Origin of the sequence: Butyrivibrio sp. AE3004, assembly GCF_000703165.1 — a bacterium.
In the GTDB taxonomy this organism is placed as follows: domain Bacteria; phylum Bacillota; class Clostridia; order Lachnospirales; family Lachnospiraceae; genus Butyrivibrio.
The window spans coordinates 86,741-109,399 of sequence record NZ_JNLQ01000002.1 but is presented as its reverse complement, the minus strand read 5'-3'; the positions used below and the strand labels follow the sequence as shown (position 1 = coordinate 109,399).

At 42.6% G+C, this 22,659-nt stretch carries 27 protein-coding genes and 1 pseudogene; 1 reads left to right on the top strand and 27 read right to left on the bottom strand.

Annotated features, from left to right (window positions below):
• Positions 1-65: 65 nt before the first annotated feature.
• The 7 genes and pseudogenes from BV60_RS0102855 to BV60_RS0102825 all read right to left on the bottom strand — a co-directional run bounded on the left by BV60_RS0102855 (position 66) and on the right by BV60_RS0102825 (position 4,804).
• A complete protein-coding gene (locus BV60_RS0102855; protein WP_026653618.1) occupies positions 66-278 on the bottom strand; it encodes a Maff2 family mobile element protein in 213 nt (70 codons plus the stop codon).
• A gap of 175 nt (positions 279-453) precedes the next feature.
• A pseudogene (locus tag BV60_RS0102850) lies at positions 454-2,067 on the bottom strand (VirD4-like conjugal transfer protein, CD1115 family); the annotation flags it as partial.
• Between the two features lie 17 nt (positions 2,068-2,084).
• Entirely contained in the window at positions 2,085-2,585 is a 501-nt protein-coding gene (locus tag BV60_RS0102845; protein WP_051656474.1) for a PcfB family protein, read from the bottom strand.
• A 14-nt stretch (positions 2,586-2,599) separates the two neighbouring features.
• Positions 2,600-2,995, bottom strand: a complete 396-nt coding sequence (locus tag BV60_RS0102840; RefSeq protein WP_029319348.1) for a hypothetical protein — start codon at positions 2,993-2,995, stop codon at positions 2,600-2,602.
• A 43-nt stretch (positions 2,996-3,038) separates the two neighbouring features.
• Complete coding sequence (locus tag BV60_RS20795) at positions 3,039-3,287, bottom strand: hypothetical protein (protein ID WP_035777049.1); 249 nt, start codon at positions 3,285-3,287, stop codon at positions 3,039-3,041.
• 1 nt (position 3,288) lies between these two features.
• Positions 3,289-4,371, bottom strand: a complete 1,083-nt coding sequence (locus BV60_RS0102830) for a DUF5688 family protein (protein WP_029319346.1) — start codon at positions 4,369-4,371, stop codon at positions 3,289-3,291.
• Positions 4,372-4,624: 253 nt separating this feature from the next.
• Positions 4,625-4,804: a hypothetical protein gene (locus BV60_RS0102825; RefSeq protein ID WP_029319344.1), complete on the bottom strand. Its 180-nt coding sequence runs from the start codon at positions 4,802-4,804 to the stop codon at positions 4,625-4,627.
• Positions 4,805-4,924: 120 nt separating this feature from the next.
• Here BV60_RS0102825 and BV60_RS0102820 point away from each other — a divergent pair, with 120 nt between their 5' ends.
• The gene (locus BV60_RS0102820) at positions 4,925-5,881 is read left to right on the top strand and encodes a succinylglutamate desuccinylase/aspartoacylase family protein (RefSeq protein WP_022770375.1); all 957 of its coding nucleotides are present in this window, start codon (positions 4,925-4,927) and stop codon (positions 5,879-5,881) included.
• A gap of 18 nt (positions 5,882-5,899) precedes the next feature.
• Here the strand turns inward: BV60_RS0102820 and BV60_RS0102815 are convergent, their stop codons facing one another.
• The 20 genes from BV60_RS0102815 to BV60_RS0102715 form a co-directional block, all read right to left on the bottom strand.
• Positions 5,900-6,640: a DUF4198 domain-containing protein gene (locus BV60_RS0102815; RefSeq protein ID WP_029319342.1), complete on the bottom strand. Its 741-nt coding sequence runs from the start codon at positions 6,638-6,640 to the stop codon at positions 5,900-5,902.
• A 20-nt stretch (positions 6,641-6,660) separates the two neighbouring features.
• On the bottom strand, positions 6,661-7,422 hold the full coding sequence (locus BV60_RS0102810) for a class I SAM-dependent methyltransferase (protein ID WP_051656473.1): 762 nt from the start codon (positions 7,420-7,422) through the stop codon (positions 6,661-6,663).
• A 38-nt stretch (positions 7,423-7,460) separates the two neighbouring features.
• Positions 7,461-8,201 carry an ABC transporter ATP-binding protein gene (locus BV60_RS0102805; protein ID WP_013282131.1) on the bottom strand — a complete coding sequence of 247 codons (741 nt, stop codon included), beginning with the start codon at positions 8,199-8,201 and terminating at the stop codon, positions 7,461-7,463.
• A 1-nt stretch (position 8,202) separates the two neighbouring features.
• Positions 8,203-8,925 carry an ATP-binding cassette domain-containing protein gene (locus BV60_RS0102800; RefSeq protein WP_026519960.1) on the bottom strand — a complete coding sequence of 241 codons (723 nt, stop codon included), beginning with the start codon at positions 8,923-8,925 and terminating at the stop codon, positions 8,203-8,205.
• 2 nt (positions 8,926-8,927) lie between these two features.
• Positions 8,928-9,746, bottom strand: a complete 819-nt coding sequence (locus BV60_RS0102795) for an ABC transporter permease (protein ID WP_029319338.1) — start codon at positions 9,744-9,746, stop codon at positions 8,928-8,930.
• Complete coding sequence (locus BV60_RS0102790) at positions 9,746-10,669, bottom strand: ABC transporter permease (RefSeq protein WP_022770368.1); 924 nt, start codon at positions 10,667-10,669, stop codon at positions 9,746-9,748. The genes BV60_RS0102795 and BV60_RS0102790 overlap by 1 nt, the downstream gene beginning before the upstream one ends.
• Positions 10,662-12,272 carry an ABC transporter substrate-binding protein gene (locus BV60_RS0102785; protein ID WP_029319336.1) on the bottom strand — a complete coding sequence of 537 codons (1,611 nt, stop codon included), beginning with the start codon at positions 12,270-12,272 and terminating at the stop codon, positions 10,662-10,664. Before BV60_RS0102785 ends, BV60_RS0102790 begins: the two co-directional genes overlap by 8 nt.
• 127 nt (positions 12,273-12,399) lie before the next feature.
• A complete protein-coding gene (locus BV60_RS0102780) occupies positions 12,400-13,170 on the bottom strand; it encodes a hypothetical protein (RefSeq protein WP_029319335.1) in 771 nt (256 codons plus the stop codon).
• Between the two features lie 165 nt (positions 13,171-13,335).
• A complete protein-coding gene (locus BV60_RS0102775) occupies positions 13,336-14,538 on the bottom strand; it encodes an MFS transporter (RefSeq protein WP_029319333.1) in 1,203 nt (400 codons plus the stop codon).
• A 92-nt stretch (positions 14,539-14,630) separates the two neighbouring features.
• The gene (locus tag BV60_RS0102770; protein ID WP_029319332.1) at positions 14,631-15,185 is read right to left on the bottom strand and encodes a DUF5714 domain-containing protein; all 555 of its coding nucleotides are present in this window, start codon (positions 15,183-15,185) and stop codon (positions 14,631-14,633) included.
• Between the two features lie 23 nt (positions 15,186-15,208).
• On the bottom strand, positions 15,209-15,685 hold the full coding sequence (locus tag BV60_RS0102765; RefSeq protein WP_242826455.1) for a GNAT family N-acetyltransferase: 477 nt from the start codon (positions 15,683-15,685) through the stop codon (positions 15,209-15,211).
• Positions 15,678-16,121, bottom strand: a complete 444-nt coding sequence (locus BV60_RS0102760; RefSeq protein ID WP_026528282.1) for a MarR family winged helix-turn-helix transcriptional regulator — start codon at positions 16,119-16,121, stop codon at positions 15,678-15,680. The genes BV60_RS0102765 and BV60_RS0102760 overlap by 8 nt, the downstream gene beginning before the upstream one ends.
• 194 nt (positions 16,122-16,315) lie before the next feature.
• On the bottom strand, positions 16,316-16,753 hold the full coding sequence (locus BV60_RS0102755) for a hypothetical protein (RefSeq protein WP_029319328.1): 438 nt from the start codon (positions 16,751-16,753) through the stop codon (positions 16,316-16,318).
• Complete coding sequence (locus BV60_RS0102750) at positions 16,753-17,193, bottom strand: hypothetical protein (RefSeq protein WP_026499363.1); 441 nt, start codon at positions 17,191-17,193, stop codon at positions 16,753-16,755. The genes BV60_RS0102755 and BV60_RS0102750 overlap by 1 nt, the downstream gene beginning before the upstream one ends.
• Positions 17,194-17,272: 79 nt before the next feature.
• Entirely contained in the window at positions 17,273-18,223 is a 951-nt protein-coding gene (locus tag BV60_RS0102745) for a DUF6017 domain-containing protein (protein ID WP_029319327.1), read from the bottom strand.
• Between the two features lie 65 nt (positions 18,224-18,288).
• A complete protein-coding gene (locus BV60_RS0102740) occupies positions 18,289-18,654 on the bottom strand; it encodes a replication initiator protein A (protein ID WP_026653086.1) in 366 nt (121 codons plus the stop codon).
• A gap of 1 nt (position 18,655) precedes the next feature.
• Positions 18,656-19,567, bottom strand: a complete 912-nt coding sequence (locus BV60_RS0102735; protein ID WP_026517647.1) for a ParB/RepB/Spo0J family partition protein — start codon at positions 19,565-19,567, stop codon at positions 18,656-18,658.
• Positions 19,530-20,342, bottom strand: coding sequence for a ParA family protein (locus tag BV60_RS0102730; protein ID WP_026517646.1), 813 nt, complete (start codon positions 20,340-20,342; stop codon positions 19,530-19,532). Before BV60_RS0102730 ends, BV60_RS0102735 begins: the two co-directional genes overlap by 38 nt.
• A gap of 12 nt (positions 20,343-20,354) precedes the next feature.
• Entirely contained in the window at positions 20,355-20,813 is a 459-nt protein-coding gene (locus tag BV60_RS24455) for a DUF6462 family protein (RefSeq protein WP_330370187.1), read from the bottom strand.
• A gap of 562 nt (positions 20,814-21,375) precedes the next feature.
• Positions 21,376-22,623 carry a site-specific integrase gene (locus BV60_RS0102715; protein WP_029319193.1) on the bottom strand — a complete coding sequence of 416 codons (1,248 nt, stop codon included), beginning with the start codon at positions 22,621-22,623 and terminating at the stop codon, positions 21,376-21,378.
• Positions 22,624-22,659: the final 36 nt, after the last annotated feature.

Genomic DNA, 22,659 nt, shown 5'->3' with positions numbered 1-22,659 from the left:
GGGTCAGTTTCTTCATGTTTGAGGCTGAGTGTCACTCCCCAGCCTCGTCTCGTTCCTTCCCAGGATCAAAAAAGACCTGAAAGAAGTGGAACAAGTGTGGTGCCGATGAGGGCGATTCCGCCGCCCGCCATGAGCTGCTTCATGCCCTGTGACTTAGCACCAGGGTTATCACCGCCGTAACCTTCCATGAGGTTTACGCCTCCCCAGATGCCAAGACCTGCGCCAAGTGCGATTACGAGTGACTGAAGTACTGTTACTGAACTCTGAAAAAATGCCATAATTTGATTTGAAACTGACACTCATGTCAGTTTCTTCCTCCCTTCCAATAATTGTTTTTGGTTAGCGACACTACTCGTATTCCGCAGTGCCGGTTGTTGTTAGTTACTCCTGAACCCGTCGACTGATTCAGGATATGTGGCCACATCTATATAAAGAACGCCATTTGCAGATCTTTTATTGATCTGCCTGTGCGCTCTCCATATCTGTTGCTTCGATGACTTCATATGTGTCATCAGGTTTCAATATTAAGTTGTCTCCGCGCTTTATATACTTCTCAATGTCGAAGTAGTTCTTTGCGCTAAAATCTGCAGTCAGGTGATATTTAGGGTGCTTTGTAACATCATATTTCTTTGACATGAATGGTCTTACACCTCTCACCTGGACTATACATTTGCCGCCATCCATTACGGCAAGTTCATCCATACTCATAAGGTCATGGCCTGTTTTCTGATAGTTTGTTGCTACAGAAGGCTGCATGCCCTTTGTATCCTGGATGGTAAAAAAATCAATGGTTTCCTTTCCAAGAACTGCGCTCAGGTCCTTCAAGGTTTCTGTCTCATTTCCACCAAGAAAGATCTGCGAATCCATGTTACCGATGATGGTCTCACAATGATCTTTGTACAGAGCTTTAAGCTGCGATTTAGCCTGAAGAATCAGACATGCTGATATTTCCCTGCTTCGTATAGTTGCTACAAGCTTCTCCAAATTTGGAATTGTTCCACAGTTGGCGCACTCATCAATGAGGCACCTGACATGAACAGGAAGTCTTCCACCATACTCATCATCAGCTTTCTCACACAAAAGGTTAAAAAGCTGAGTGTAGATCATGCTGATAAGGAATGAAAATGTACCATCTGTATCTGACATGATCAGGAAAAGAGCAGTCTTTTCATCACCAAGAGTATCAAGCTCAAAATCATCATAGGCTGTAAGTTCTCTAAGCTCTGCAATATCAAAAGGCGCTAGCCTTGCCCCGGCTGATACAAGAATTGACTTGGCTGTCTTGCCTGCTGCAAGTTTGAATTTCTTGTACTGCCTTACAGCAAAGTGATCAGGCTTTTCTTTTTCCAGATCTTCAAAGATAAGGTCGATAGCGTTCTTAAAGTTTTCATCATCTTCCCTTACTTCCATGGAATTGATCATCTCAAGAAGCATCTTGAAGTTCTGCTCATGCTCAGGCGCTTCATAGTGAATATATCCTATGAGAGCTGCGTAAAGCATGGATTCCGCTTTGTCCCAAAATGGGTCATTGCTCTTTCCTTCGCCCTTTGTGTTCAACATGAGCACGTTCACTATCTTCAGAATGTCTTTTTCTGAATGTATGTAGTGAAAGGGGTTGTAGTGCTGGCTCTTGGCAAAGTTTATGGTGTTGAACACCTTTATCTTGTAGCCATTTTTAAGTAGAGCCATGCCTGTCTCGGGAAGAAGCTGTCCCTTAGGATCAGTAACCACATAGCTGGAATGCATCTGCAAAAGATTAGGCTTCACAAAAAAGCGCGTCTTACCTGAACCGGACCCACCTATAACCAGGACATTTTTGTTCCTGGCATATTTAGGATTAGCAGGTCTGCTGTTCATAGTAAGCATCTCTGTCTCTGACAGGATAACGTTATTCTCAAACACCGGGTCAATGTACGGCTCTATATCTTTCTTATTGCCCCACCGGGCTGAACCGAATTCCACTCGATGTTTGTAGTTCTTTCTATTTTCTTTCCTATCCCAGATGAAAAGAACCAGCAGCATGATTGCAAGTCCAATGATTCCGATCATGGCTCTTGGATTGTGGAGAATGGTTTCATAAGTAATCATCTCGTTCTCTCCTTTACTTTGTTCAGCACTTTCTTTGGACCCTCTGCTATCTTCTGCTTGTAATGATCAATCTTTTCCTTTAGAGACGGTTTCTGCTCCTTCATGAGCTTCTTTTCCGTGTAATACCTGATAACATCAGTAATTGCATCCTGATCTCTGGCCTTAAAGAAAATGGAGTAGGTCTGCGGATCACTGTTCTTGTGATTAACAACCGCAAAATCTACTCCATACCTTTTGGCAACCTTTTGAAAATCCCTAAGTTCTGTCTTGGAAATGTCCACACAGGTAGCGCCTTCATCCTTGCGAATGAGTTTTTTAACAGACATTTTGCCGTGGCAGTCCTGGGGATCTTTGAAAATACGATCCTTTGCAGGCTTTATCGTCGCATTGTACAGCTTCATGATATATACCATGGACTTCTCTGAAAGATGAATGACTTCTTTAGATCCTCGGTAACAGAATCTTATTGCTTCCTGTGTTAATTGTTCATTAACCAAGTATTAGCCTCCTTTCATGAGATTCTATAAGCCAGGAACTCAAAAGGTCCAACCTGGTAGCGGCCTGTCTGCTTCTTAAATGCATTTCTGGCTGCATCAATCTCATCTGCAGGAATAGCCTTAAGGCCTTTTTCTGTGGACTTCATAATAAGGCAGTCGTAAAAGAGATACTTATGACCCGCAAGAACCACTGTATTAGCCTCATCAAATATCATGATGAAGTCAGTACCAGGAATCATTATGGTCTCAATATTTCCCTCATAAGACTCAACCATTGCAATTGCCAGATCTTCCCCAAGTCCCCAGACATAGCGATTTTTGTCTATAAAAACAGCCATGTCCAGATTACAGCTCATGTCCTTTTCACCAACACAAAAGCTCTGGCCACGACATTCAATTACCTTGTGCATACGCTCACCTCCTTTCCTCCTGATTTCATAGGACAGCCAAAACTTACCAAAGGCATATCTTCGGGTGCTTCTCCTTCCATTCTTTTATTCCGGTCTGTCCCAGAAGGTTCTTGTAACATGGAAAACATATCCTGTGCTCTCTGCCATAAGGGCAGCCATGGCACGGATAGTCGCTACCCAGGCAGGCTTCCAGGAACTTTTGTCGGTAAACACATTCTCTTTTTATGCCATTACAGATGTCTTTGTACGCACATCCACGGCAGTTCTTTGGCTTGTCCTTAGAAAAAATCATGTCACTTCACTTTTCCTTCCTTTGCCTTTGGCTCCAACGCAGCTGCTTCCTTCTTAGGAGCATTGGCAATCTGCTCTTTCTTTGCCTTGATCTCGGCGGAGAGAGATTTCTTTTCACCTGCCTCAATACCCTTGGATTCCTTCGAGTTCTGACGTTCTACGAATTTCTCTCCAAGCTCAAATACCTTGTCCTTGGCATCGTAGTGATAAACGTTGTCAGTAAGCTTGTCAGCAGGATCTACGGTAGTAGCATTAACCTCTCTGACCATGCTCTCAAGGTGCTGAAGATCCATAAGCCCATTGTCAGGTACAATCAAAATTTCATGGATGCTGCTGGGTAAAATGAAGAACGACTCACCACCAACCCTCTCAGAAGCCTTTTCCATGAAATCCTGATAAGCAATTACTCCTGCTCCGTGGACATTTCCCTCTACAGAAGCAACAAAGATCTGTTCCTGCTCAGGTGGAATATTAAGACCAAGCATTTCAAGATCCTCGACTCCCATCTGCTTGGCAAGGACCTGTGCCATTCCCTCGATCACAATAGGCTTGACCTCCGGAGCATGAATCAACGCGTCAGCATGAAGCTGCTCAGCTGTGATTCCGTACTGGTCCAGCATCTGGTTTGTTACCAGGATTGAACCTCTTTCCGTAGTAGTTGTGTTCACCTCAAATCGGTAAACAACAGCCATATCCTCCATAATCCTGTGAGGCACAGTCTCAAGAAGTGCAGCATTTCTCTCAGCAGAAACAACTTCCATCGTCAGTGTTTCCTTCATCTTGCTGTAATCCTTAAAAGAGTCGATATCAAAATCAGGTCTGCTGTTAAGTGCACTCTCTGCAAGCTCAGCAGCCTTGGAAGTAATGACATCAATATCGATTCCCTTTTCGTACTGCTGGTAAAGTGCTGTGGCATTGAGGTTAACACCGATGATGCTGTCCTCAGGCTTAACAGTAAGTGCCTCATAGGAGGAGTTCATCTTCTCCATCGTTCTGGCCTCAATCTCAACCTCCATTCCATACTTGGAATACATGATCTCCTTCACGCTGGAAGCAAGTTCCTCTTTGAATTGTTCAAAATCCATACATTTCCCTTTCTTTTTTGGACAAAATAAAAGCGCCACCCCGGCAGGAATACCGGAAGCAGCGCTTCACAACAGTTATTCTTTTGCAAAAGAAAAACCAAAGAATGAATCGATTTTGTTCTCTCGTTCATTCCTTGGCTCATTATAATAATATCATGCCCAAAACCGCATGGAAACTACCATTTGGGTGTCATTTGGGTGCCACTTGGGTGACATTTGGGTGACATTTGGGGACGCTTTTTCAATTGGTAAATTATGCGCCAACCACATTAGTCATTTCTTCATTTGCATTTCTATCTTCAAAAAGCTTCCTGATCCGTTCTTCCTGCTCTTTTTCAGACTGCTTTTCTTCTTTCTCAAGAAGTGCTTCGTGAATAGTCTCAAGCTCTTTATCAATGCTGTCCATGAGCTTATCCCATTCCTTTATGCTCATCTCCTGGCTGCCTATCCGAATCTTGATCTCAGTTTCATTATTGATATGTAACCCCCCAGGGGGCTTGAAAGTCCCGGTCCTAACATGATAACCTTGGCTCTGAAGTGAGGTTTAAAAACTATGGAGAAAATAAATATAGCCGGACACGAACTTACCTCCGGCAAGACGATAAAAGATCATATACATGTCGGTGGAACTGAGATACACATTCCCCACATCATCATCTGCGGAGAAAAGCCGGGCAAAACCGTTCTTGTCACAGCCGGCATTCACAACGCAGAATATGTCGGCATTCAGGCAGCTATTGAGCTCTCTAATGAGATTTCTCCCAAAGACCTTTCAGGAAATCTTATCATCATCCCATTAGCCAACAGGTCAGGTTTTGAAAACAGAACCATGTCCCTTGTTTATGAGGATGGCAAGAATCTCAACAGAGTCTTCCCGGGAGACAAGGATGGTTCAGCCGCGGATCGCCTGGCAAGCCTCTTGTTTGATGTTTTTATCAAAAACGCTGATGCTTACATTGACCTGCATAGCGGAGACGGATACGAGACTCTTATCCCCTACGCATACTACGTGGGAGCTTCTCCTGCCAGCGATATTGCAAAAAAGATGGTAGACTGCGTCAACGCCTCCTACTGCGTAAAGAGTACCTGCACCACCGAAGGTGCCTACAACACAGCCTCCATGGCCGGAATCCCCAGTGTTCTAATAGAGCGTGGTCAGTTAAGCCTGCTTCCAAAGGATGAGGTACAGGCAGACAAAGAGGATGTGCTGAACATTTTGAAATTCCTTGGTCTTATTGAAGGAGAATACAAGACATATCCCAAGACAGAACTCAGAGAATTCAGTGATGACGCACCATTCACCGGCTGCTGGTATCCTGAGAAAAAGGTGGGAGAGAGATTTTCAAAAGGTGATAAATTTGGTGAGATAAGGGATTACTTTGGAAGACCCCTTCACACAGCCATTGCCGATACTGACGGAGTTCTGATCCACCAGTGCTCATCTCTTAGCATAATCAAGAATGGTCCCATGGTGACCTACGGAGTAATACAAAAACAGGATGCATGTTGAATGCATCCTGTTTTCGTATTACCTTTTAACGTATGTGAATGTTGAAGCTATCTCTTTGCTGTCATAGATTCCGGGAATTCCTTCTGCCAGCGGAGTTCTTGTAACGGCCATATACACACCCTTTTTCTCTACTGAGAAGAATATCCTGCCTTCCTCATCTGTGTTCAGAATTCTCTCAAAATACTCTTTTCCATCATAGAACACAACAACCACCGTGGATCCCTTAAGCGGGAATTTGTCGTGAATAAGCTTTAAATGAAGCACGTCGGTGTATGCTTCCCAGGGATCGGGAACGAAGCTTACTCTGGACTCATGGATAAATTCGGGAGTCCCCTTCTTATCTCCAACAGTTATGTTTGTCACATATATCTGAGGATAGTTCTTGGCGTCAAGAATATCAGGATATGTCCTTCTGTCGCCCTCATAATACACGTCTTTTTCATCTCTTACATAATTGTTGTCATAGATACACATAAGGGTGTAAATGCCCTCAGAAACTGGCGTAAAGCGAAGCTCATAGTAGTCTCCCTGCTCATCGCTCGGGCCCTTTACCGGTGTTATTGCTATTCTGTTTCCTTTTTCATCTGTGGCAAAGGCTCTTATCTCATCAAGGCGAAAGAATCCGTCAGGTCTCATGTGATGTCCCCATCTCATTATTCCGCAGACTTCTTCCCCCGGCTCATATACACTCTTGTCAGTGATTATCCAGGCTTCGTGGCCATATACCAACATATCTGTAGTATCAATTCCTCTTCTCATCTCAAACTCCATTCATATTATTAGACTATTGCTTTCTGAGCCTTTACCAGAAACATCCTATCAGGCATATAAAACTGGTCTTTCTCGCCATAGAGTCTGTCTCCCGCCCCAAGATCAGTAACTATATTTTCAAACCCGATTTTTTCTAGCGCAGCTTTATCCCACTCCGGTCTGTCCAAAGTGCTGATAGATAACATGTGGTAAATATCATGGCACTCCTCTACCATGGCGTCGGTCACATTTTTGTGGGCAAGGTTCTGCATCTGATCATAGTGATGAAATCCCTTTGCATACTCCGCATCATACACAAGCAGCATTCCTCCCGGCTTTAACACTCTGTGCCACTCCATGTAGGCTTCCACCGGATGCGGAAGTGTCCAGACAAGATTTCTATTTATCACCAGGTCAAAAGAGCTATCGGCAAAATCCAGTTTCTCGGCGTCCATAACCATAAGGCGCGCCTTTGCTCCATGGCGCGAAAGCAGCTCTTTTCCCTTCTCTATCATCTCAGGCGTAAGATCCACGCCCGTCACCTCAAACCCGAAATCCGACAACACCATTTCAAAAAAGCCGGCTCCGCATCCAACGTCCAGAACAGACAGCTTATCATCAGCTGAAAAGTGTCTTAAAAACTCCGCCTGCCACAGCTGTTTTTTCCTGCTGTGTATCTCCTCGTGTTTGTGCTCACTAAAGCTCTCCGCTCTCTTGGACCAGTAGGTCACAACTTTATCTTTGATATCTTCAGCTTCCTCCTCAAAAGGAATCTGCATAAGTTTAGTCATATTACTACGTATACCTCAATTATTTTTCTAAAAGTTTGTTACTCAATAAGATTATCAAGCAGTTCTTTCGTGTACTCATGTTGTGGATTTCCAAGAACTTTACCGGTCTCGCCCTCTTCCACACACTCGCCGTTTTTCATTACCATTATCCTGTCGCACAGCATGCTCACCAGAGCAATGTCATGGGAGACAAATATGATCGACACCCCTTCTTTTTCCCTCAGCTGCTGCAAAAGAGCTACTACCTGGGCCTGAGTTGTAACATCCAGCGCACTTGTTGCCTCGTCGCACAAAAGAATCCCGGCATCAGAACACAGCGCCCTTGCAATTGACATTCGCTGGCACTGTCCTCCGGACATGCTTCCTGCCTTTTTCTCCAAAAGACTCTCATCAAGCCCAACGGCCTCAAGGATTCGTGACAGTTTTTCATGGCCACAGCCCTTTGCAGCTTCCACAACGGCTTTTTTCATCTTCATTCTTGGGTCAAAAGACATCTGGGCATCCTGAAATATCATCTGCAGAAAAGTTCCGGCAAAGGCCGGCGACTTACCTGTATACTCTGTTCCCTTATAATAAAGATTTCCACTGTCAGGCTTTTCCAGGCAGCTGACATGACGAAGAAGGGTGCTCTTTCCACTTCCGCTCTCGCCGACGATTCCAAGGATCTCTCCATTTTTCAAGAAGAAACTCACATCCTTTAAAGCCTGCAATTTTTTGCCTTTATCAACGTAACTTTTATTTAGATTTTTTCCTTCTAAAATTATATCTGAATCCGGCATATCAGCTCACCTTCAGTCTTGGTACGGCCTTCAAGAGATTTTTTGTGTACTCGTTTTGTGGATTCTCCAGGATCTCTTTTGCAGGGCCATACTCAAGCATCCTGCCACTTTTCATGATTCCAATGTAATCAGCCATTTTAGATGCAATACCCAAATGGTGGGTAACCATCAAAATAGTAGTACCCTTTAGTTTGTTGATCTCAAGAAGCTGCTCCACAACCATCCCTGCAGTTTTAACATCCAGGGCGCTTGTAACTTCATCGCATAATAAAATCCCCGGCTCCAAGAGCATTGTTGTGGCAATGGCCATACGCTGGTTCATGCCTCCTGACAGCTCATAAGGCCTTGATGCAAGCGCTCTTTTAGCATCATTAAGTCCCAGGATTTGGAGTGTCTTCTCAACTTCATCTATTTTAAAGTCGATGTTATTACTTTTTAGCGCCTCCATTATCTGTGCCTTGTAAGTCCTTATGGGATTAAAAGATCCGCCGGGATTCTGAGGCACAATGCCAAGTAAAATGTCTTTTGGAGTCTCTATACTTCCGCATGTTTTAGTCACGCCTCCAAAGCCATGAATAGCCTTAAGAAGCGTAGATTTACCACTTCCGCTCTCACCGACGATACAGACTCTTTTACCTGCTTCCACTTCAAAAGAGATATCATTTATAACACTCTCATCACCATAGCCGGCAGAGAGATTGTTTATCCTAAGTATTGTATCCATGCTTAATCCTCATCTCTATATTCCATGACGCAGTCCCCAAGATAGTTAAATACTATGATGGTGACTATGGTAGCAATTGCCGGATACAGCACAGCCCAGGGAGCTATCTGTATATATGCCCTGGACTCATTGATCATTGACCCCCACTCAGCAGTGGGTGGCACAACTCCAAGCCCCAAAAAAGACAGGCCCGAGATACCTATCATGGTGGTTCCTATCTGTGTAAGGGCATTTGTAAGAAGTGGTGCTATTATATTAGGAAGTATGTGGGCCATCATTATAGCCGGCCCACTCTTTCCTGCCAGTTTTGCAGCTTGCACGTAGGGGCAATTCTTTATGGCAAAAGTATGACTCCGTGCAAGTCTGGCAAACCCGGTCCACATAGTTATTCCCAGCGCAATCATGGCACTTGAAAGGCCTCCTCCAAGAATGCCCGCAACCGCGATGGCTACTACCATCTGAGGAAATGCCAGCATAATATCGGCAATCCTCATCATAATTTCATCCAATATTCCGCCATAATATCCGCTAAGGATTCCAATAATGCTTCCCAAGATAAAAGAAATCGCAACCAGTATAAATGTAGCTGCTATAGTTGTCCTTGCTCCGTATAAAACCCTTGAAAACACGCATCTTCCCAGGTTGTCTGTTCCAAACAGAAATTCCCCGGACGGAGCTGACCTTATTGCTGATGCGCTTGTAGCATATGGGTCATTAGGTGCGATAACACTTGCAAAAAGAGCTATAAGCACCAAAAGAAGTACAACACCTGCAGATATTATTACTTTTATTCTGTTAATCTTTTTCCGTTTATGGTTCATTAAAAAGACCTCGGATCCAAAAGCCTGTAGGTAATATCAACTATCAGATTTATAACAACATAGATTGTTCCCATAATGAGCACAAAGCCCATGATCACAGGGTAGTCCCTGGCTGTTATGGAATCCATCACAAGTTTGCCGATACCCGGCCATCTGAAAATATTCTCAATAACAACGCTGCCTCCCATCAGGGTTCCTATCTGAAGGCCGATTATTGTAAGTATGTGTCCAAGGCTGTTTCTAAGGACATTGTTGATAAGAATAAATCTGCCCTTTACCTTTCTGGACTTCATTCCCACAACATACTCTTCTCCAAGCTGATCCAGGAGTTCGCTCCTAATCTGTCTTGTAAACCTTCCTGCCATGGGTATTGCCAGAGAAAGTGCAGGCAGCATAAGTCCTTTGATGCTTCCATCTGCAATTACAGGAAAGACCTTGATATGTATGCAAAACAGATACATCAAAAGTACTGAAATAAGGAAATTCGGAAGGGAATTACCTATAAATGAAAAGAGCCTGACTATATGGTCTACCAATTTCCCCTTTTTGACCGCTGACCATATTCCCAGTGGAAAAGAGATTATAAGCGCCAAAAGCAGACTGGTTAAAGCCAGTCCACATGTGTTCTTAAGCCCTTTTATCAGTTTTGGCGCAACAGGAAGATCATCCTTAAAGGAAACTCCAAAATCTCCTCTAAGAACATTCGAAAGCCACTCCGCGTACCTAACGATAAAGGGGCGGAGGAGGCCAAGCCTCTCCCGCTCCGCTTGCAGTATTTCTTTTGTGACCACCACACCCTGGGAGGTGAGTCTCTTTTCCGCAGGGTCACCGGGAGCCAGATACATTATGCCAAACACAAGAAAGCTCAGCACTAAAAGTATCAGGGCAAGTCCCAGGATCCTTTTAAGTATTTGTTTAGCCATTAATGTCAGTCTCTGCGTCTACTCCATAGAAATCGAAAGGAACATACTCTGCAAATCCGCTTACGCCCTTACGAAGAACTGTAGTGTTATTGAAAAGTCCAACATATCCAAATGCATTGTCATCTATAGCAATCTGAACGATCTTGTTGGCAAGCTCTGCTCTCTTTGCAGTATCTGTCTCAGTTCTGAGCTGCTCAATCATGCTCTGGCATTCAGCACTCTCAAATCCACCTACATTGTAGTAAGCTCCGTCTGCAAGAGTTGAGTCGATGAAATAAAGAGGATCACCTGACTTATCAGCGATCATGCAGTAAAGAGCAAGATCAAAGTCTGCGTTAGCAATGTAAGTAGCATCAGGATCTTCCTCAACTCTAAGTGTTGAATCAATACCAACAGCCTTAAGCTGCTCCTGGATCAGGATTGCAAGAGTATCAAGAGATCTTGCTGCATAGTATGCAATGCTGATGCTGAGCTTATTACCATCCTTCTCGTAAATGCCGTCAGCTCCAAGTGTGTAACCATCGGCCTCCAAAAGCTCTTTTGCCTTGGCTGTATCTACTGCAGGAACACTCACCTTGCCATAAGCAGCTGATGTTGAGAATGGTCCAACTGCTGCAGATACTGTACCTGAAAGGTACTCTGCAATCTTGTCCTTATCAACAGTGAGATTGATTGCTTCTCTCACAGAATCATCAAGTGTATTCTCATTGAGAATGTAGAACTGAAGACGTGCACCTGGAATTGAAACTACATCGTACAGATCAGGGCTCTGGTTATAAACCTCAAGAGCTGCTGATGAAACGCTGTTGTAGCAGTCGATCTCGCCGCTCTGCATAGCAAGGAGCTTGGGATCATCCTCCTGCATGTAGTAGAATACAGCGCCGTCGAGCTTAACATCGCCGCCCCAGTAGTTTTCGTTCTTTGCTACTGTTACGTCTCCCTCAGGGATAAACTCTGTAATAACAAATGGTCCTGTGCATACAGGTGCGTTGTCAAAATCTGTTGTTGCATCAAGATCGATCATTCCGCACTCAGGACTTGCAAGGTCGTTCTTAAGAGTAGGATAAACTTCCTTTGTATCGATAACGATTGTCTTGTCATCTGTAGCAGTCATTTCAAAATCGCCGAGATAAGCAAATCTGCTGTTCTCTGCAGCAAGACGCTGAAGGTTTCTAATTACCATATCAGCTGTAAGAGGGTTTCCGTTTGAGAACTGAACTCCATCATTAAGTGTAACAGTCCATGTGCTGCCATCTGCAACTGCGTCCTTAGCAAGGCATGGAACAGCACTCATGGTCTCGTCGAGCTTAAACAGTGCCTCTGAAACTCCATAAATTGATGTGTACCATCCATAGTATTCCTTGTGTACATCAAGACTTGGATAAGCAAAAGATGCTGCAGTGTGAAGAATCTTTTCACCTGTAGCTGTAGCCTGACTTGCGTCAGCTGTCTGATCATCAGATGTTGTCGCCTGTGTATCAGCAGATGCCTCAGATTCTGTTGTCTGAGTTTCTGTTGTCTGAGTTCCTGCACCGGAACCACAGGCTGCCATTGATAATGTCATGGTTGCAGCAAGAAGTGCTGCTAGAAATTTTTTCTTCATAATATAGTATCCTCCACTGTGCTTAAATTACCTCACACAATGGAAAGGATAGCATTGTGAAATCCACTCCACAAGCCCCCTGGGGGGTTATTACTACGTTGGTTATAGTTTTTTTCAATGCCTTAAATTATGCGCCAACCACATTAGTCATTTCTTCATTTGCGTTTCTATCTTCAAAAAGCTTTCTGATCCGTTCTTCCTGCTCTTTTTCAGACTGCTTCTCTTCTTTCTCCAGAAGTGCTTCGTGAATAGTCTCAAGTTCTTTATCAATGCTGTCCATGAGCTTATCCCATTCCTTTATGCTCATCTCCTGGCTACCTATCTGTATCTTGATCTCAGTTTCGTTATTGATGAGCTTGTAGAACAGTTCTTTCCTGAATGCATTTATCTGCTCTGTCAGTGAAGCATTATCTACCTCCGGCTCTTTCTCAGCATCAGGAGTTTCTGATTCTGCAGCAGCTTCCTCTGCAGTCTCAGCTTTCTGTTCTTCAATCTCCATGCGTTTTCTGGTGCAATGATTATACTCATGGATAGCACGCATTATGGCGTTGAGATCCTCAGGTGTGAACATACTCGCTGCCTTGGAGAGAGTATCAATGTTGTACACGTTAACATGAAGGCTTCCACCACTAGGAAGGGCAATCTTAAGGACCTTATCCTTTTCATACATATTTCCGAGCGTTATGGCATTTTGCTTGTAATCACAGACAAAAGTAACTCCTTTGTACTGTATGACTCCATCCTTCGCCAGAAAGCTATATGGACATTTTTTCTCAGTTTCAGCCTGTAGCTTCTGTCCAAAGCTTTCAGTCTCACTTATGACGGGAGTTGTCTCTTTTCCAGCTGCAGATCTTAATGGTCTTGTTAAATAATCATTCGCTATCGCTGCTATACCCATGTTTGCCTCCAGATAACAAAAAACGTGCCCTTTCAAGGATGTTCATTCCATTGAAAAGACACGCATTTCCGTTGCTATCTTTTATATCGGCAATATTCTTTAAATGTTTATGGGTATGATTAGATTAACTTCCGGTATAATGCTCATTCCAGCAAACTGGAATTGTTAGCACTCTGTCGTATTGCACCGGAGGCATAAAGCATAAAATGCAATCGCCAGAAACTGTGATACCACAGACACAGTGACAAGATACACAGGATTCAAATCATACAGGGCACCGAGAAGCCAACTGCCCAGAAACCATGCAATACCAAATCCTGTCTCAAATATTCCGAAACCGGTGCTTCGCATGGAACGCGGGACGATTCCACTGACAGCTGCTTTCATAATACTTTCCTGCGCACCCATTCCAATCCCCCACAGAATTATCCCAGCTCCGATCAACCAGGCATTTCCAGTCATAAAAACAAAATATGAGAAGAATGTGCTGCATAGTGTGGAAATGATCAGAGCCTTCAGCCCGACCTTATCATAAAGCCAGCCAAAGAATAGTGCAGCAAAGGCATCCACAGCCATTGCCCCAGCATATAGCAGGCTGAGCATGGATTCATTAAATGCTCCGGTATTAGCCGAATGAAGTGTGATCAGGGTGAAGTCTGCAAAGCCAAAAGCAAAAAAGCAGATGGCCGCCATGAACAGAACAAATGACTTCCTGAATTCAAAGCTTGCCGGTTTATCTTCCTGCTTTTCAAAGATCTCCGGATCAGGGTATCTTATCTTTGCTGTCAAAACAAGAGCTATGGTGATCATTGCAGGAACAAGCAGTATCGCAAAAGAGATTCTATATGTTGTAAAAAGGTCGTCTGTACCTTTTACAAGAGCTGTTACAAAAAGCAGTACCGGTCCGAGAAACGCGCCAAGCTGATCCAGAAACTCCTGATAGGCAAAGCCTTTTCCAGTTCCGATCTCGCTTGCCGCAAAGCTTACCAATGTGTTTTTGGCAGGCTTTTTTATCGCTTTTCCGATACGCTCCAGGATCACAAGACCGCAGGCCCAAATCCAGCCATGTTCAGGTACGAGTGCCAGTGCAGGAATCGCCAGAGCCTGTATTACATAGCCTGTGATAACAAATGTCCAGTATTTCTTCGTTTTATCTGCTATAAATCCGGATATGAGCCTTAGTGAATACCCGCACAATTCTCCTATACCGGACACAAATCCGATGGTTGCAGCGGATGCCCCTGCGAGGTTCAGATATTCGCCCAATATGCTTCTGGCGCCTTCATGAGTCATGTCCGAAAACAGACTTACGATTCCCATCAGGGTTATAAATATTATGGCGCCAGACAAAGCCCTTTTTTTATCCATGTTCTACTCCACTAATCCCGATTTGCTTATTTCATTATCCTGAAATTCAAAGTTCCATAATTTCTAAATCGTCCGAAACCAAAAGCTTTCCATTATCCAAAGAAAGGGCATCTTTCTTTGATGCACTGCTGGTTCTGCGATGAGAACTCACAGTGTTGCTTCTCATATTCGATCTGCACTCCGTAGTGCTGTCTTACGTACTCTATTCCATGCTTGAACGCAATCATAGCATCTCTTTTACAACATCTTGGACCATTTATCTGGCCAAGTTCTCCTATGGCGCTTGATGTAAATGCCATGTGATCTCCCCATGAGCCATCCTCAGAAAGTGGTCCTGTACCATCAATAATAGAAAGAGCTGCTCCTATAGATGTTATCGCTCCGCATATTCCCCACAGTCCGCACATCGCTCCAGGCATCCGAAGTCCTTCTTTCAAAAGCTTCTCCAAGGCATAGTCTATATCTATTTTGCCACCAGCATTATGATAAGCCATTAAAAGACATGCCCCATCTAATATATGATGCTCTGGCCCATGTATGCTTATATACGCTTTCTTTGCCATTGACTTAAACATCTTGATAGGATTTACGCCTTTTTCATTACGTATATCTTCAATAATCCTGTTTGCTTTTTCTTCAATAGTCATAAGTAGCTTCTCCTTTAAACTAATTATGAAGCTCTGTACTCCATAAGAGTTGTGTTCTGCCATTTTCCGAATCGATCTTTAGCTATTCTTTCTCTATAGCCAATTTCCCTGAAACCACATTTTTTGTGTAAGGCTATACTTGCTTTATTAATTGAAAATATTGCAGAATATATGCTCCAATATCCATCTTTCTCAGCTTCTCGGATAATCGTATTTACCAAAGCTGTTCCTATCCCATGACCTCTATAGTTTCTATCAACATATACACTCATTTCAACGCAGCCTTTATATGCGCACCTACTCGAAGAAGGACTTAACGCTATCCAGCCTACAACCTTCCCTTCTTCCTCAAAAACAAACCTACAATTCTTTACGTGACCTTCATTCCACTCAGTAAAACTAGGACACTCTGTATTAAAAGTTGATGTTCCCTCTTCTAATCCCTGCTTGTAAATCTCTGATACTGTCCCCCAGTCTTCATCTCTCATTTCTCTAATCACAGCATTCCACCTCCGATTTTTTTATCGCATCATTATAGATATTTAATGCCTCTAAAACCTGACTCTGTTTTTCCTTTGGAATCATCGAAAAAACTCTCTCAAACTTCAAATTCATATCTTTTTCTATTGTATTGAATCTTGCCATTCCTTCATCAGTCAGATTAAGCACTACACATCTACGGTCCCTTTTTGAAGGTTCTCGCAAAACATATCCTTTTTGGACAAGTTCTTCTACAGATCTGCTTACAGCACTTTTATCCATCTTAAGAAGTTCAGCAAGTTCCTTTACACATATTCCAGGTTTTCTGCCTATCTCAACAACCAGAAAGCATTGAGATGTATTAACGTTACATTGACAGCAATCAGAACTGTTTAGCTTCTCAAGATTACGTTCTAATTCTCTGGTACTTTCTCGAAATAGTTTTACCTTATCCATCGAATGCCCTCCTATGAATTTAAATGATAAAATCATTAGTTGTATTTGTCAACTAATTTATGATATAAAAAAGCCACATAGCTGTTTTAAACAACTACATGGCAAAGGAATCGTTTAACTCGATTTTGCTTCCACCGGCTCTAATTCCATACTCTTTGCTTTTCCTCGCAAATCCCGATTGGGAGCTTAATTATTTATCTTATCCAAAATCTGATATTAAGCAAAATAGTTATAACTGTTCCAACACAGGTAATTATAAGCCGAGTGTTCATTGGTGTCACATCACTAAGTTCATAGCATAGAAAAGCGACAACCAAGCATCCTATAATACTTCCCAGAATCTTGGCAATAGTAAAACAATGTTCAAGAATAAGCGTAACAATAACAGTTACCACATATATAATCAGGCACGTTTTTGAATCCAATCCCATGTTACGAGTAAGGAATAATGGAATAAAGCCAGCACTGGCTGCATTGAGGATATCAATCCTCATAATGAGAATACCAACAGCTGAAAGGACCAAGGCTATCGGAATAGCAGCAATACCTCCCAGAGCGCCGGCAGCACTGCTTGAAACACTATCTGATACGCTATCGTGTCTATTAAAGAAAAACTTATCTTCATCCCACATTATTTGTCACCCTTTTTAATCTGATTCAATTTGTTGACATACACTGCAGCCCTGCAATAGAACTTGAGCTGCTCTTCGCCATCTTTTATTGTTGTGGCTCTCTCGACTCCTTTTGCTGTACCCTTCTTGACTGCCTCATTAAACATCTTGCCAAGACGGGCTCTTATCTGAGCCGGTGATTCCTTGATCTTGTACTCTACAAGTACCTCATTCACATCTGCAAAAGTAGGAAGATCTGCCAGAGTGAACTCTTTATCCATCTTCTTGGCTTCCTTGATCATCTCGCCAACGGCCACTGTATAGTCGTAGGTAGTTCTTTTACCAAAGCGCTCTTCCAGCATCTCGCAGATATAATAATTGACTGTGATGTTCTGCTTCTTGGCTTCCTTCTCGATACGATCATACATATCCTGTGTAAGTGATAGATTTACTCTTGGCATATCTTCATCCTCCTATGAGTGTTGAACAGTTATGTTATATTTTGATTATATGAGTGTCGAACACATATGTCAAATGCTTTTACATGGCTCTGTATGCCTGATCATGGCTGACCTCTGACTGGTAATAGCTACCCATAGTCGTAGGTGCGTTGAAAAGAGCTGATAAAAGATAGTTCTTTATGTTCCGCACCTTGGTGGTATTATCCTTCATGCATCCCATAACATACTCAAGATGCATATGGTTAAGCTTCAGGAACTTGGACTTAACAAGGTTTGTAGGATACTCATTCTTGGAGATCCAAATGCTTGGATTCTGGCAAAGCACTGTCTCAAGCACCAAGTCATAAATGCCTTCAATAATGTCTGTGTCATGAGGATATCTTTCCAGCATGGTATCAATGCACAGATTTTCCCTGACTATTTCTGCATAGGCATTATACTCATCATTCAAATCGGTTTTCATCGAAGAGATATGATTAGTATTTATAACTCTTTTAGTATTATTAATATTATTATAATTAGGGTCGGATTCTCCGTGGTCTAGAACCGGATTTTCACTTGGTCTAGAACCCGAATTTTCCGTGGTCTTGACCCCGATATTTCCGGGGTCTGAAATTACCATATTTGTTCCAGAACTTTGTTTTTCCAAGGTCTGAACTTCTTCATTTTCTCTTGACGCAAAGTTCTTGAGATAGATCTTGGTAGGCTTCCCCTGGCCCTGTTTTTTGCGCTCTATGAGTCCATATTCCTCAAGACTCTTAAAAAGACATCTGATCTTATCTTCCCCACAGCCCAGCATTTCTGCGGCTTCCTGCTGTGCAAAGTATATATAAGCCCTCTGAAGCTCATCAAACCACTTATTTTTGAGGGATAATGACATTCTATCAAGCATAAGACCGTAAAGAGTCTTAGCAAGAGCGTCAAGCCCGCTAAAATAGGCGTTTGTGAACAAAAGCTTTGGTATTCTGTAAAAGGCAAGCATTTCTGATTCCTGACCGCTGAAATAGTCAAAAATGATTCTTTCGCTCACTCTTTTTTCCTCCCTTCGATGATTTTATGTGACGTTCCATGGATTTAAGTGGTGCAATTTCTGCACTACCCAATCAGTTGAAATCTGCATCTACGATTGAAATTTTTAACGTAGATCTTGCTTGGCTTACCTTTTGCCTGTAACTTATATATAAGACCAAATTCTTCAAGTTCATTCATACAATCAATTATTGTGTGCTTGGAGAAATTGATATCTTCCTGAATCTTGCTTAACGGATAAATGATGTAGACTCTGTTATCATCATCAAACCAATTATGTTTCTTAGCTTCGCCCATGCGGTCCAAAAGAACTGCATAAAGCATTTTGGCCGAAGCCGACAGGGAAGAAAAGCTCTTCCCTGTAAGCAGCTCTCTTGGTATCTCTACAGAAGCAAATTGCTGTGCCTGGGTGTTGTAAAAATAGTCCATCATATTATTGTTCCTCACTTTCCTGCGATGCCTTCCATTGCTCCAAGAGACTTACGATAACTCTTTCAATCTCAGACTGTGAATAATAAGCAGGGAAGTACTTGTTGAGCTTACGTTCTGTGATAAGGATCTTCTTCCTGGTCTGTGGCGTGGATCTCTTTTGGATAAGGATGTCTATCATCTGTTCCTGTGTAAGAGAGTCATCATCACGATATTGACGAAGATCCATAAGCTGTTCCTGCTTGATCATGCCGTTTTCGTGAATATACTCCCATATCCACTGTTGATAGGTTGGGTTAAAATAGGAGATTTCTACAGCTACTGCAATAGCTAATCTTCCTTCATCAACCATTGTTAATAACTTGGGAATTAGATATGTGAGTCGCATATATCTATGTATTTGTGCTCTTTTCATTCCCACTGATTCGCCAACTTCTGTTGCCGAATGCAACTTTGTCTCTTCAAGAGACAAAGTTAAATCAGAACGCTTACCTTGATGATTCAAGGCATCCATCTTCATTTTTAAGGCAAAGGCTCTTTCACTCGGAAGTATCTCTTCCCTCTGCATATTGGCATTAACCATGGCGATTGTCGCATCATCATTGGTCATTTCCTTGATGATTGCCGGTATCTTTCGAAGCCCAGCTCGTTTAGCCGCGTGAAGTCTTCTATGCCCTGAAATCATCTCGTAAGTTCCTTCATCATCCGGTCTTACTAGAACAGGTGTAAGCACTCCACTTTCCTTGATGCTTTCTACAAGCTCTTCCATCTTTTCATCATCAACTACCCTGAAAGGATGATTCTCAAAAGGATAGATAGTCATTACATCGAGATCCACAGTCCCCTCGGTGCTTGGAACACCGAGGAGCTCATCTATACTAGATAGCTTTACTTTCTGACCAACTCTTTGTGCCATTGTTCATAACCTCCCTGATAAATGATGTGTAAGCAAATGCTGCTTTTCCTTTTGGATCATATTGATACAAGCTGCTTCCTGAAGCACTTATTTCTGCAGCTCTTACCGAAAGAGGAATCTCTGTTTCAAAAACATTTATGCTGGATGAATAAGCTTCGTAAATCTGAGCCGCTATATCTTTTGCATAATTGGTTCTGTTATCCACCATAGTGATGAGAATCCCCTCTATTTCGAGCTTTGGATTGAGCTGACGTTTTACTCTTCCAATTGTCTTTATAAGCTGCTGAAGGCCCTTTACAGGAAGATATGCTGCCTGGCACGGAATAATTACCGAATCCGCACAGGCAAGTGCGTTAATCGTCATCATTCCAAGGGATGGCATACAGTCAATAATCACAAAATCATAAGTATTTCTTGCGTTATCCACATATTCTCTGAGAATTGTTTCCCTGCTGATAACTCCGGTCATGCTTATTTCCAAGCTTGAGAGCTCAATATTTCCCGGCATCAGATCAACACCTTCTGCATGGTGGATAATTCCTTTTGATACATCCACGGGCTCATCATTGATAATATTTACAAGTGCTGTAGCAAGAGAATAATCAAGTCTGTCCGGTTCATCACATCCAAGACTTATTGACATGCTCCCTTGAGGATCCGCATCTATCATGAGTACCTTGTAACCTTCCCTGGCAAGCCCAATACCAAGATTCACGCTCGTTACTGTCTTCCCTACCCCGCCTTTTTGGTTTGCTACTGCTATAACTTTAGACATCTCTTTTCCTCCTCATTCATCAAATGACTCAATAAACGCATCAATCTTTTCTGTGTTGCAGAGAACCACTCCCTTTACCTTTCTTGTGGCCTTGGCTTCCTTTGCAAGGCTTTCAAATGTATGAAGCCCCATTGAATAGAGCTCTGCTCCCTCCGCGTACCTGACATATTTCTTTTTGCCTTCCTTAACGATTTCTGCTAAATCTTCGATTTTCTTTCTTCTAGCCATGAATACTTCCTCACTTTCGTTTCCTTCTTCACAAAATTGTTCAATGTACTGTTCGATCAAATCCAGATCAACAAGGGCAGTTTTCCGAAGCTTTATATTGGCTTTAGCTTCTTTTGCCAGAGTCACAAATGACCAATATGCCATGCTGTAAAGTCTGGCTCCGTCCTGGTAGGTGCAATATCGATGTTCTTTTCCGACAAGATACTTATCTAAGTCAACTGGTGGGGATTTTCCACGATTCATCTGTAACCTCCGTTTCTGGTGTTACGAGATGCAATTAAGAAGATCAGAATTTAGGGTACAAAAAAACCACATCTTCTCTTCCTTCGAGAAATGTGGTCAAATGTGTGATGTGTCAGAACCGATTATTCCTTTGACAATTACCCTGGGATAGAAACTTTTAAAGTTCCTATCCCAAAATGCGATTTTTAAGCAAGTAGAAATTGTCTTTTGACACACCACTGATGTCCTATTAATTTTGGATAAAAACTACATACACGTCCAAATAGCTCCGTACTTGTCCAATGAATTCGTTGTAAAAATGTTGCATTTTTGGACAACATAGTACGTCTATGGATTTCAGTGATTCCTAATGAGTCCGTGTGTTACTTCTGTGATTTCAAGGTCGGGATCTCATTTAAAATTCCTCCACCACCTGGAATGTCTTGGAAATACCTGATTTCCGGCTCTCCAAAACCATGACCGGTTCAGCCTATACTTGACATGTTTGACCGTCTATTTGTTGTCAAAGTGTTGTCAGATCTATTTTATTGTTGTCAAAAATGATCAGAGACAGTGTCGCTCTTTAAAAAGCATCATTCCATCTGTCTACTAACTTGTTGAAGGACACCTCGTTTCTTCTGTCGGATGAGTCAGCATAGACATCAAATGTTGTCACCACGCTCTTGTGACCCATGATCGACTGGATTACTTTGGGGTTGTCCTCAACTTCACAGAGTCTTGTAGCAAAAGTATGTCTGCAGATATGACATGTGAAATGAGGGATGATTATCGGTTCTCTCTTTTCTTTCTTTGCCTTAAGAATTTCCTCTGCGTTGTGATCCGTGTAAATTCTCTTGATCGCCCGATTGATATCTGCTGCAGTAAGGCAGCCTCCGTCTCTGTTCTGGAAGATGAAACCACTCATTCCATCTATCACAGTAGCGTTGAGACCATTGCCATCCAGCTGTAACTCTTTTTCGACCTCGAAAGCATCCTTGACAGAGCTCATCATCGGAATAGTTCTGATACCCGCCTTGGTCTTGGGAGTCGATACTCTCAGTCTGCACTCACCTGTCTTCCTGTCAGTATAATATGAAAGACTGTGATTAACGCTGATTCTTCTCTTCTCAAGATCAATGTCTTCCCATCTTAGGCCGATGCATTCGCCGATTCTCATTCCGGTACCAAAAAGCACCGTGAAGATTGGCCACCAATGATAGTATATAGGACTGTTTGCAACGTACTCCTTAAATGCTCTCTGCTCTTCAACTGTCAGAGCTTTTTTGGGTACAATCTCCACTCCTTCTCTTTTTGCAATCTTACCCATGATCTTATCGGAAGGATTCCTTCTTATTATATCATCCATCACCGCAAGATCGAAAATCGGATGAATGATACCATGCACTGATTCCAGTGTGTTATACGAAAGATTTCTCTCCTTCATAAGGAAATAATAAAACTGGAGAATGTCTGAGTGTTTCAGGTCAACAACTCTCTTGGATCCGAGGTTATCCTTGATATAGCGATCATACGTATACCAGTAATTGGCCTGTGTTGAACCCTTGAGATCACTTCTCGTTGACATGTACCTGTTAAAAGTAAAATCGATAGTAGCTCTTCCAGCAGCATAGATGTCTAACCCGTCTAGCTGGTCTCTCTTTAGTTCATCCTCCTTGCGCCTCAGTTCCATCAGATCTTTGGAATATATGTATTTCCTATTACCATAAGGATCTGTGTAGGTGTACTGATATCGCAGGTCAGATTTGCGTTGCAGCTCTCCTTTTCTCAGAGGCCGACCTCTAAAGTCTCTCTTTGTGTCAGATTTAGCCATGTTACCTCCAATTAATAAGGCTGGCTTAATCCGCAT

Bases quoted from the DNA above. Each gene is read 5' to 3' on its own strand.
- BV60_RS0102855 (WP_026653618.1), bottom strand. From the start codon at position 278: ATGGCATTTTTTCAGAGTTCAGTAACAGTACTTCAGTCACTCGTAATC.
- BV60_RS0102840 (WP_029319348.1), bottom strand. From the start codon at position 2,995: ATGCACAAGGTAATTGAATGTCGTGGCCAGAGCTTTTGTGTTGGTGAA.
- BV60_RS20795 (WP_035777049.1), bottom strand. From the start codon at position 3,287: ATGATTTTTTCTAAGGACAAGCCAAAGAACTGCCGTGGATGTGCGTAC.
- BV60_RS0102830 (WP_029319346.1), bottom strand. From the start codon at position 4,371: ATGGATTTTGAACAATTCAAAGAGGAACTTGCTTCCAGCGTGAAGGAG.
- BV60_RS0102825 (WP_029319344.1), bottom strand. From the start codon at position 4,804: ATGAGCATAAAGGAATGGGATAAGCTCATGGACAGCATTGATAAAGAG.
- BV60_RS0102820 (WP_022770375.1), top strand. From the start codon at position 4,925: ATGGAGAAAATAAATATAGCCGGACACGAACTTACCTCCGGCAAGACG.
- BV60_RS0102815 (WP_029319342.1), bottom strand. From the start codon at position 6,640: ATGAGAAGAGGAATTGATACTACAGATATGTTGGTATATGGCCACGAA.
- BV60_RS0102810 (WP_051656473.1), bottom strand. From the start codon at position 7,422: ATGACTAAACTTATGCAGATTCCTTTTGAGGAGGAAGCTGAAGATATC.
- BV60_RS0102805 (WP_013282131.1), bottom strand. From the start codon at position 8,201: ATGCCGGATTCAGATATAATTTTAGAAGGAAAAAATCTAAATAAAAGT.
- BV60_RS0102800 (WP_026519960.1), bottom strand. From the start codon at position 8,925: ATGGATACAATACTTAGGATAAACAATCTCTCTGCCGGCTATGGTGAT.
- BV60_RS0102795 (WP_029319338.1), bottom strand. From the start codon at position 9,746: ATGAACCATAAACGGAAAAAGATTAACAGAATAAAAGTAATAATATCT.
- BV60_RS0102790 (WP_022770368.1), bottom strand. From the start codon at position 10,669: ATGGCTAAACAAATACTTAAAAGGATCCTGGGACTTGCCCTGATACTT.
- BV60_RS0102785 (WP_029319336.1), bottom strand. From the start codon at position 12,272: ATGAAGAAAAAATTTCTAGCAGCACTTCTTGCTGCAACCATGACATTA.
- BV60_RS0102780 (WP_029319335.1), bottom strand. From the start codon at position 13,170: ATGGGTATAGCAGCGATAGCGAATGATTATTTAACAAGACCATTAAGA.
- BV60_RS0102775 (WP_029319333.1), bottom strand. From the start codon at position 14,538: ATGGATAAAAAAAGGGCTTTGTCTGGCGCCATAATATTTATAACCCTG.
- BV60_RS0102770 (WP_029319332.1), bottom strand. From the start codon at position 15,185: ATGACTATTGAAGAAAAAGCAAACAGGATTATTGAAGATATACGTAAT.
- BV60_RS0102760 (WP_026528282.1), bottom strand. From the start codon at position 16,121: ATGGATAAGGTAAAACTATTTCGAGAAAGTACCAGAGAATTAGAACGT.
- BV60_RS0102755 (WP_029319328.1), bottom strand. From the start codon at position 16,753: ATGTGGGATGAAGATAAGTTTTTCTTTAATAGACACGATAGCGTATCA.
- BV60_RS0102750 (WP_026499363.1), bottom strand. From the start codon at position 17,193: ATGCCAAGAGTAAATCTATCACTTACACAGGATATGTATGATCGTATC.
- BV60_RS0102740 (WP_026653086.1), bottom strand. From the start codon at position 18,654: ATGATGGACTATTTTTACAACACCCAGGCACAGCAATTTGCTTCTGTA.
- BV60_RS0102735 (WP_026517647.1), bottom strand. From the start codon at position 19,567: ATGGCACAAAGAGTTGGTCAGAAAGTAAAGCTATCTAGTATAGATGAG.
- BV60_RS0102730 (WP_026517646.1), bottom strand. From the start codon at position 20,342: ATGTCTAAAGTTATAGCAGTAGCAAACCAAAAAGGCGGGGTAGGGAAG.
- BV60_RS24455 (WP_330370187.1), bottom strand. From the start codon at position 20,813: ATGAATCGTGGAAAATCCCCACCAGTTGACTTAGATAAGTATCTTGTC.
- BV60_RS0102715 (WP_029319193.1), bottom strand. From the start codon at position 22,623: ATGGCTAAATCTGACACAAAGAGAGACTTTAGAGGTCGGCCTCTGAGA.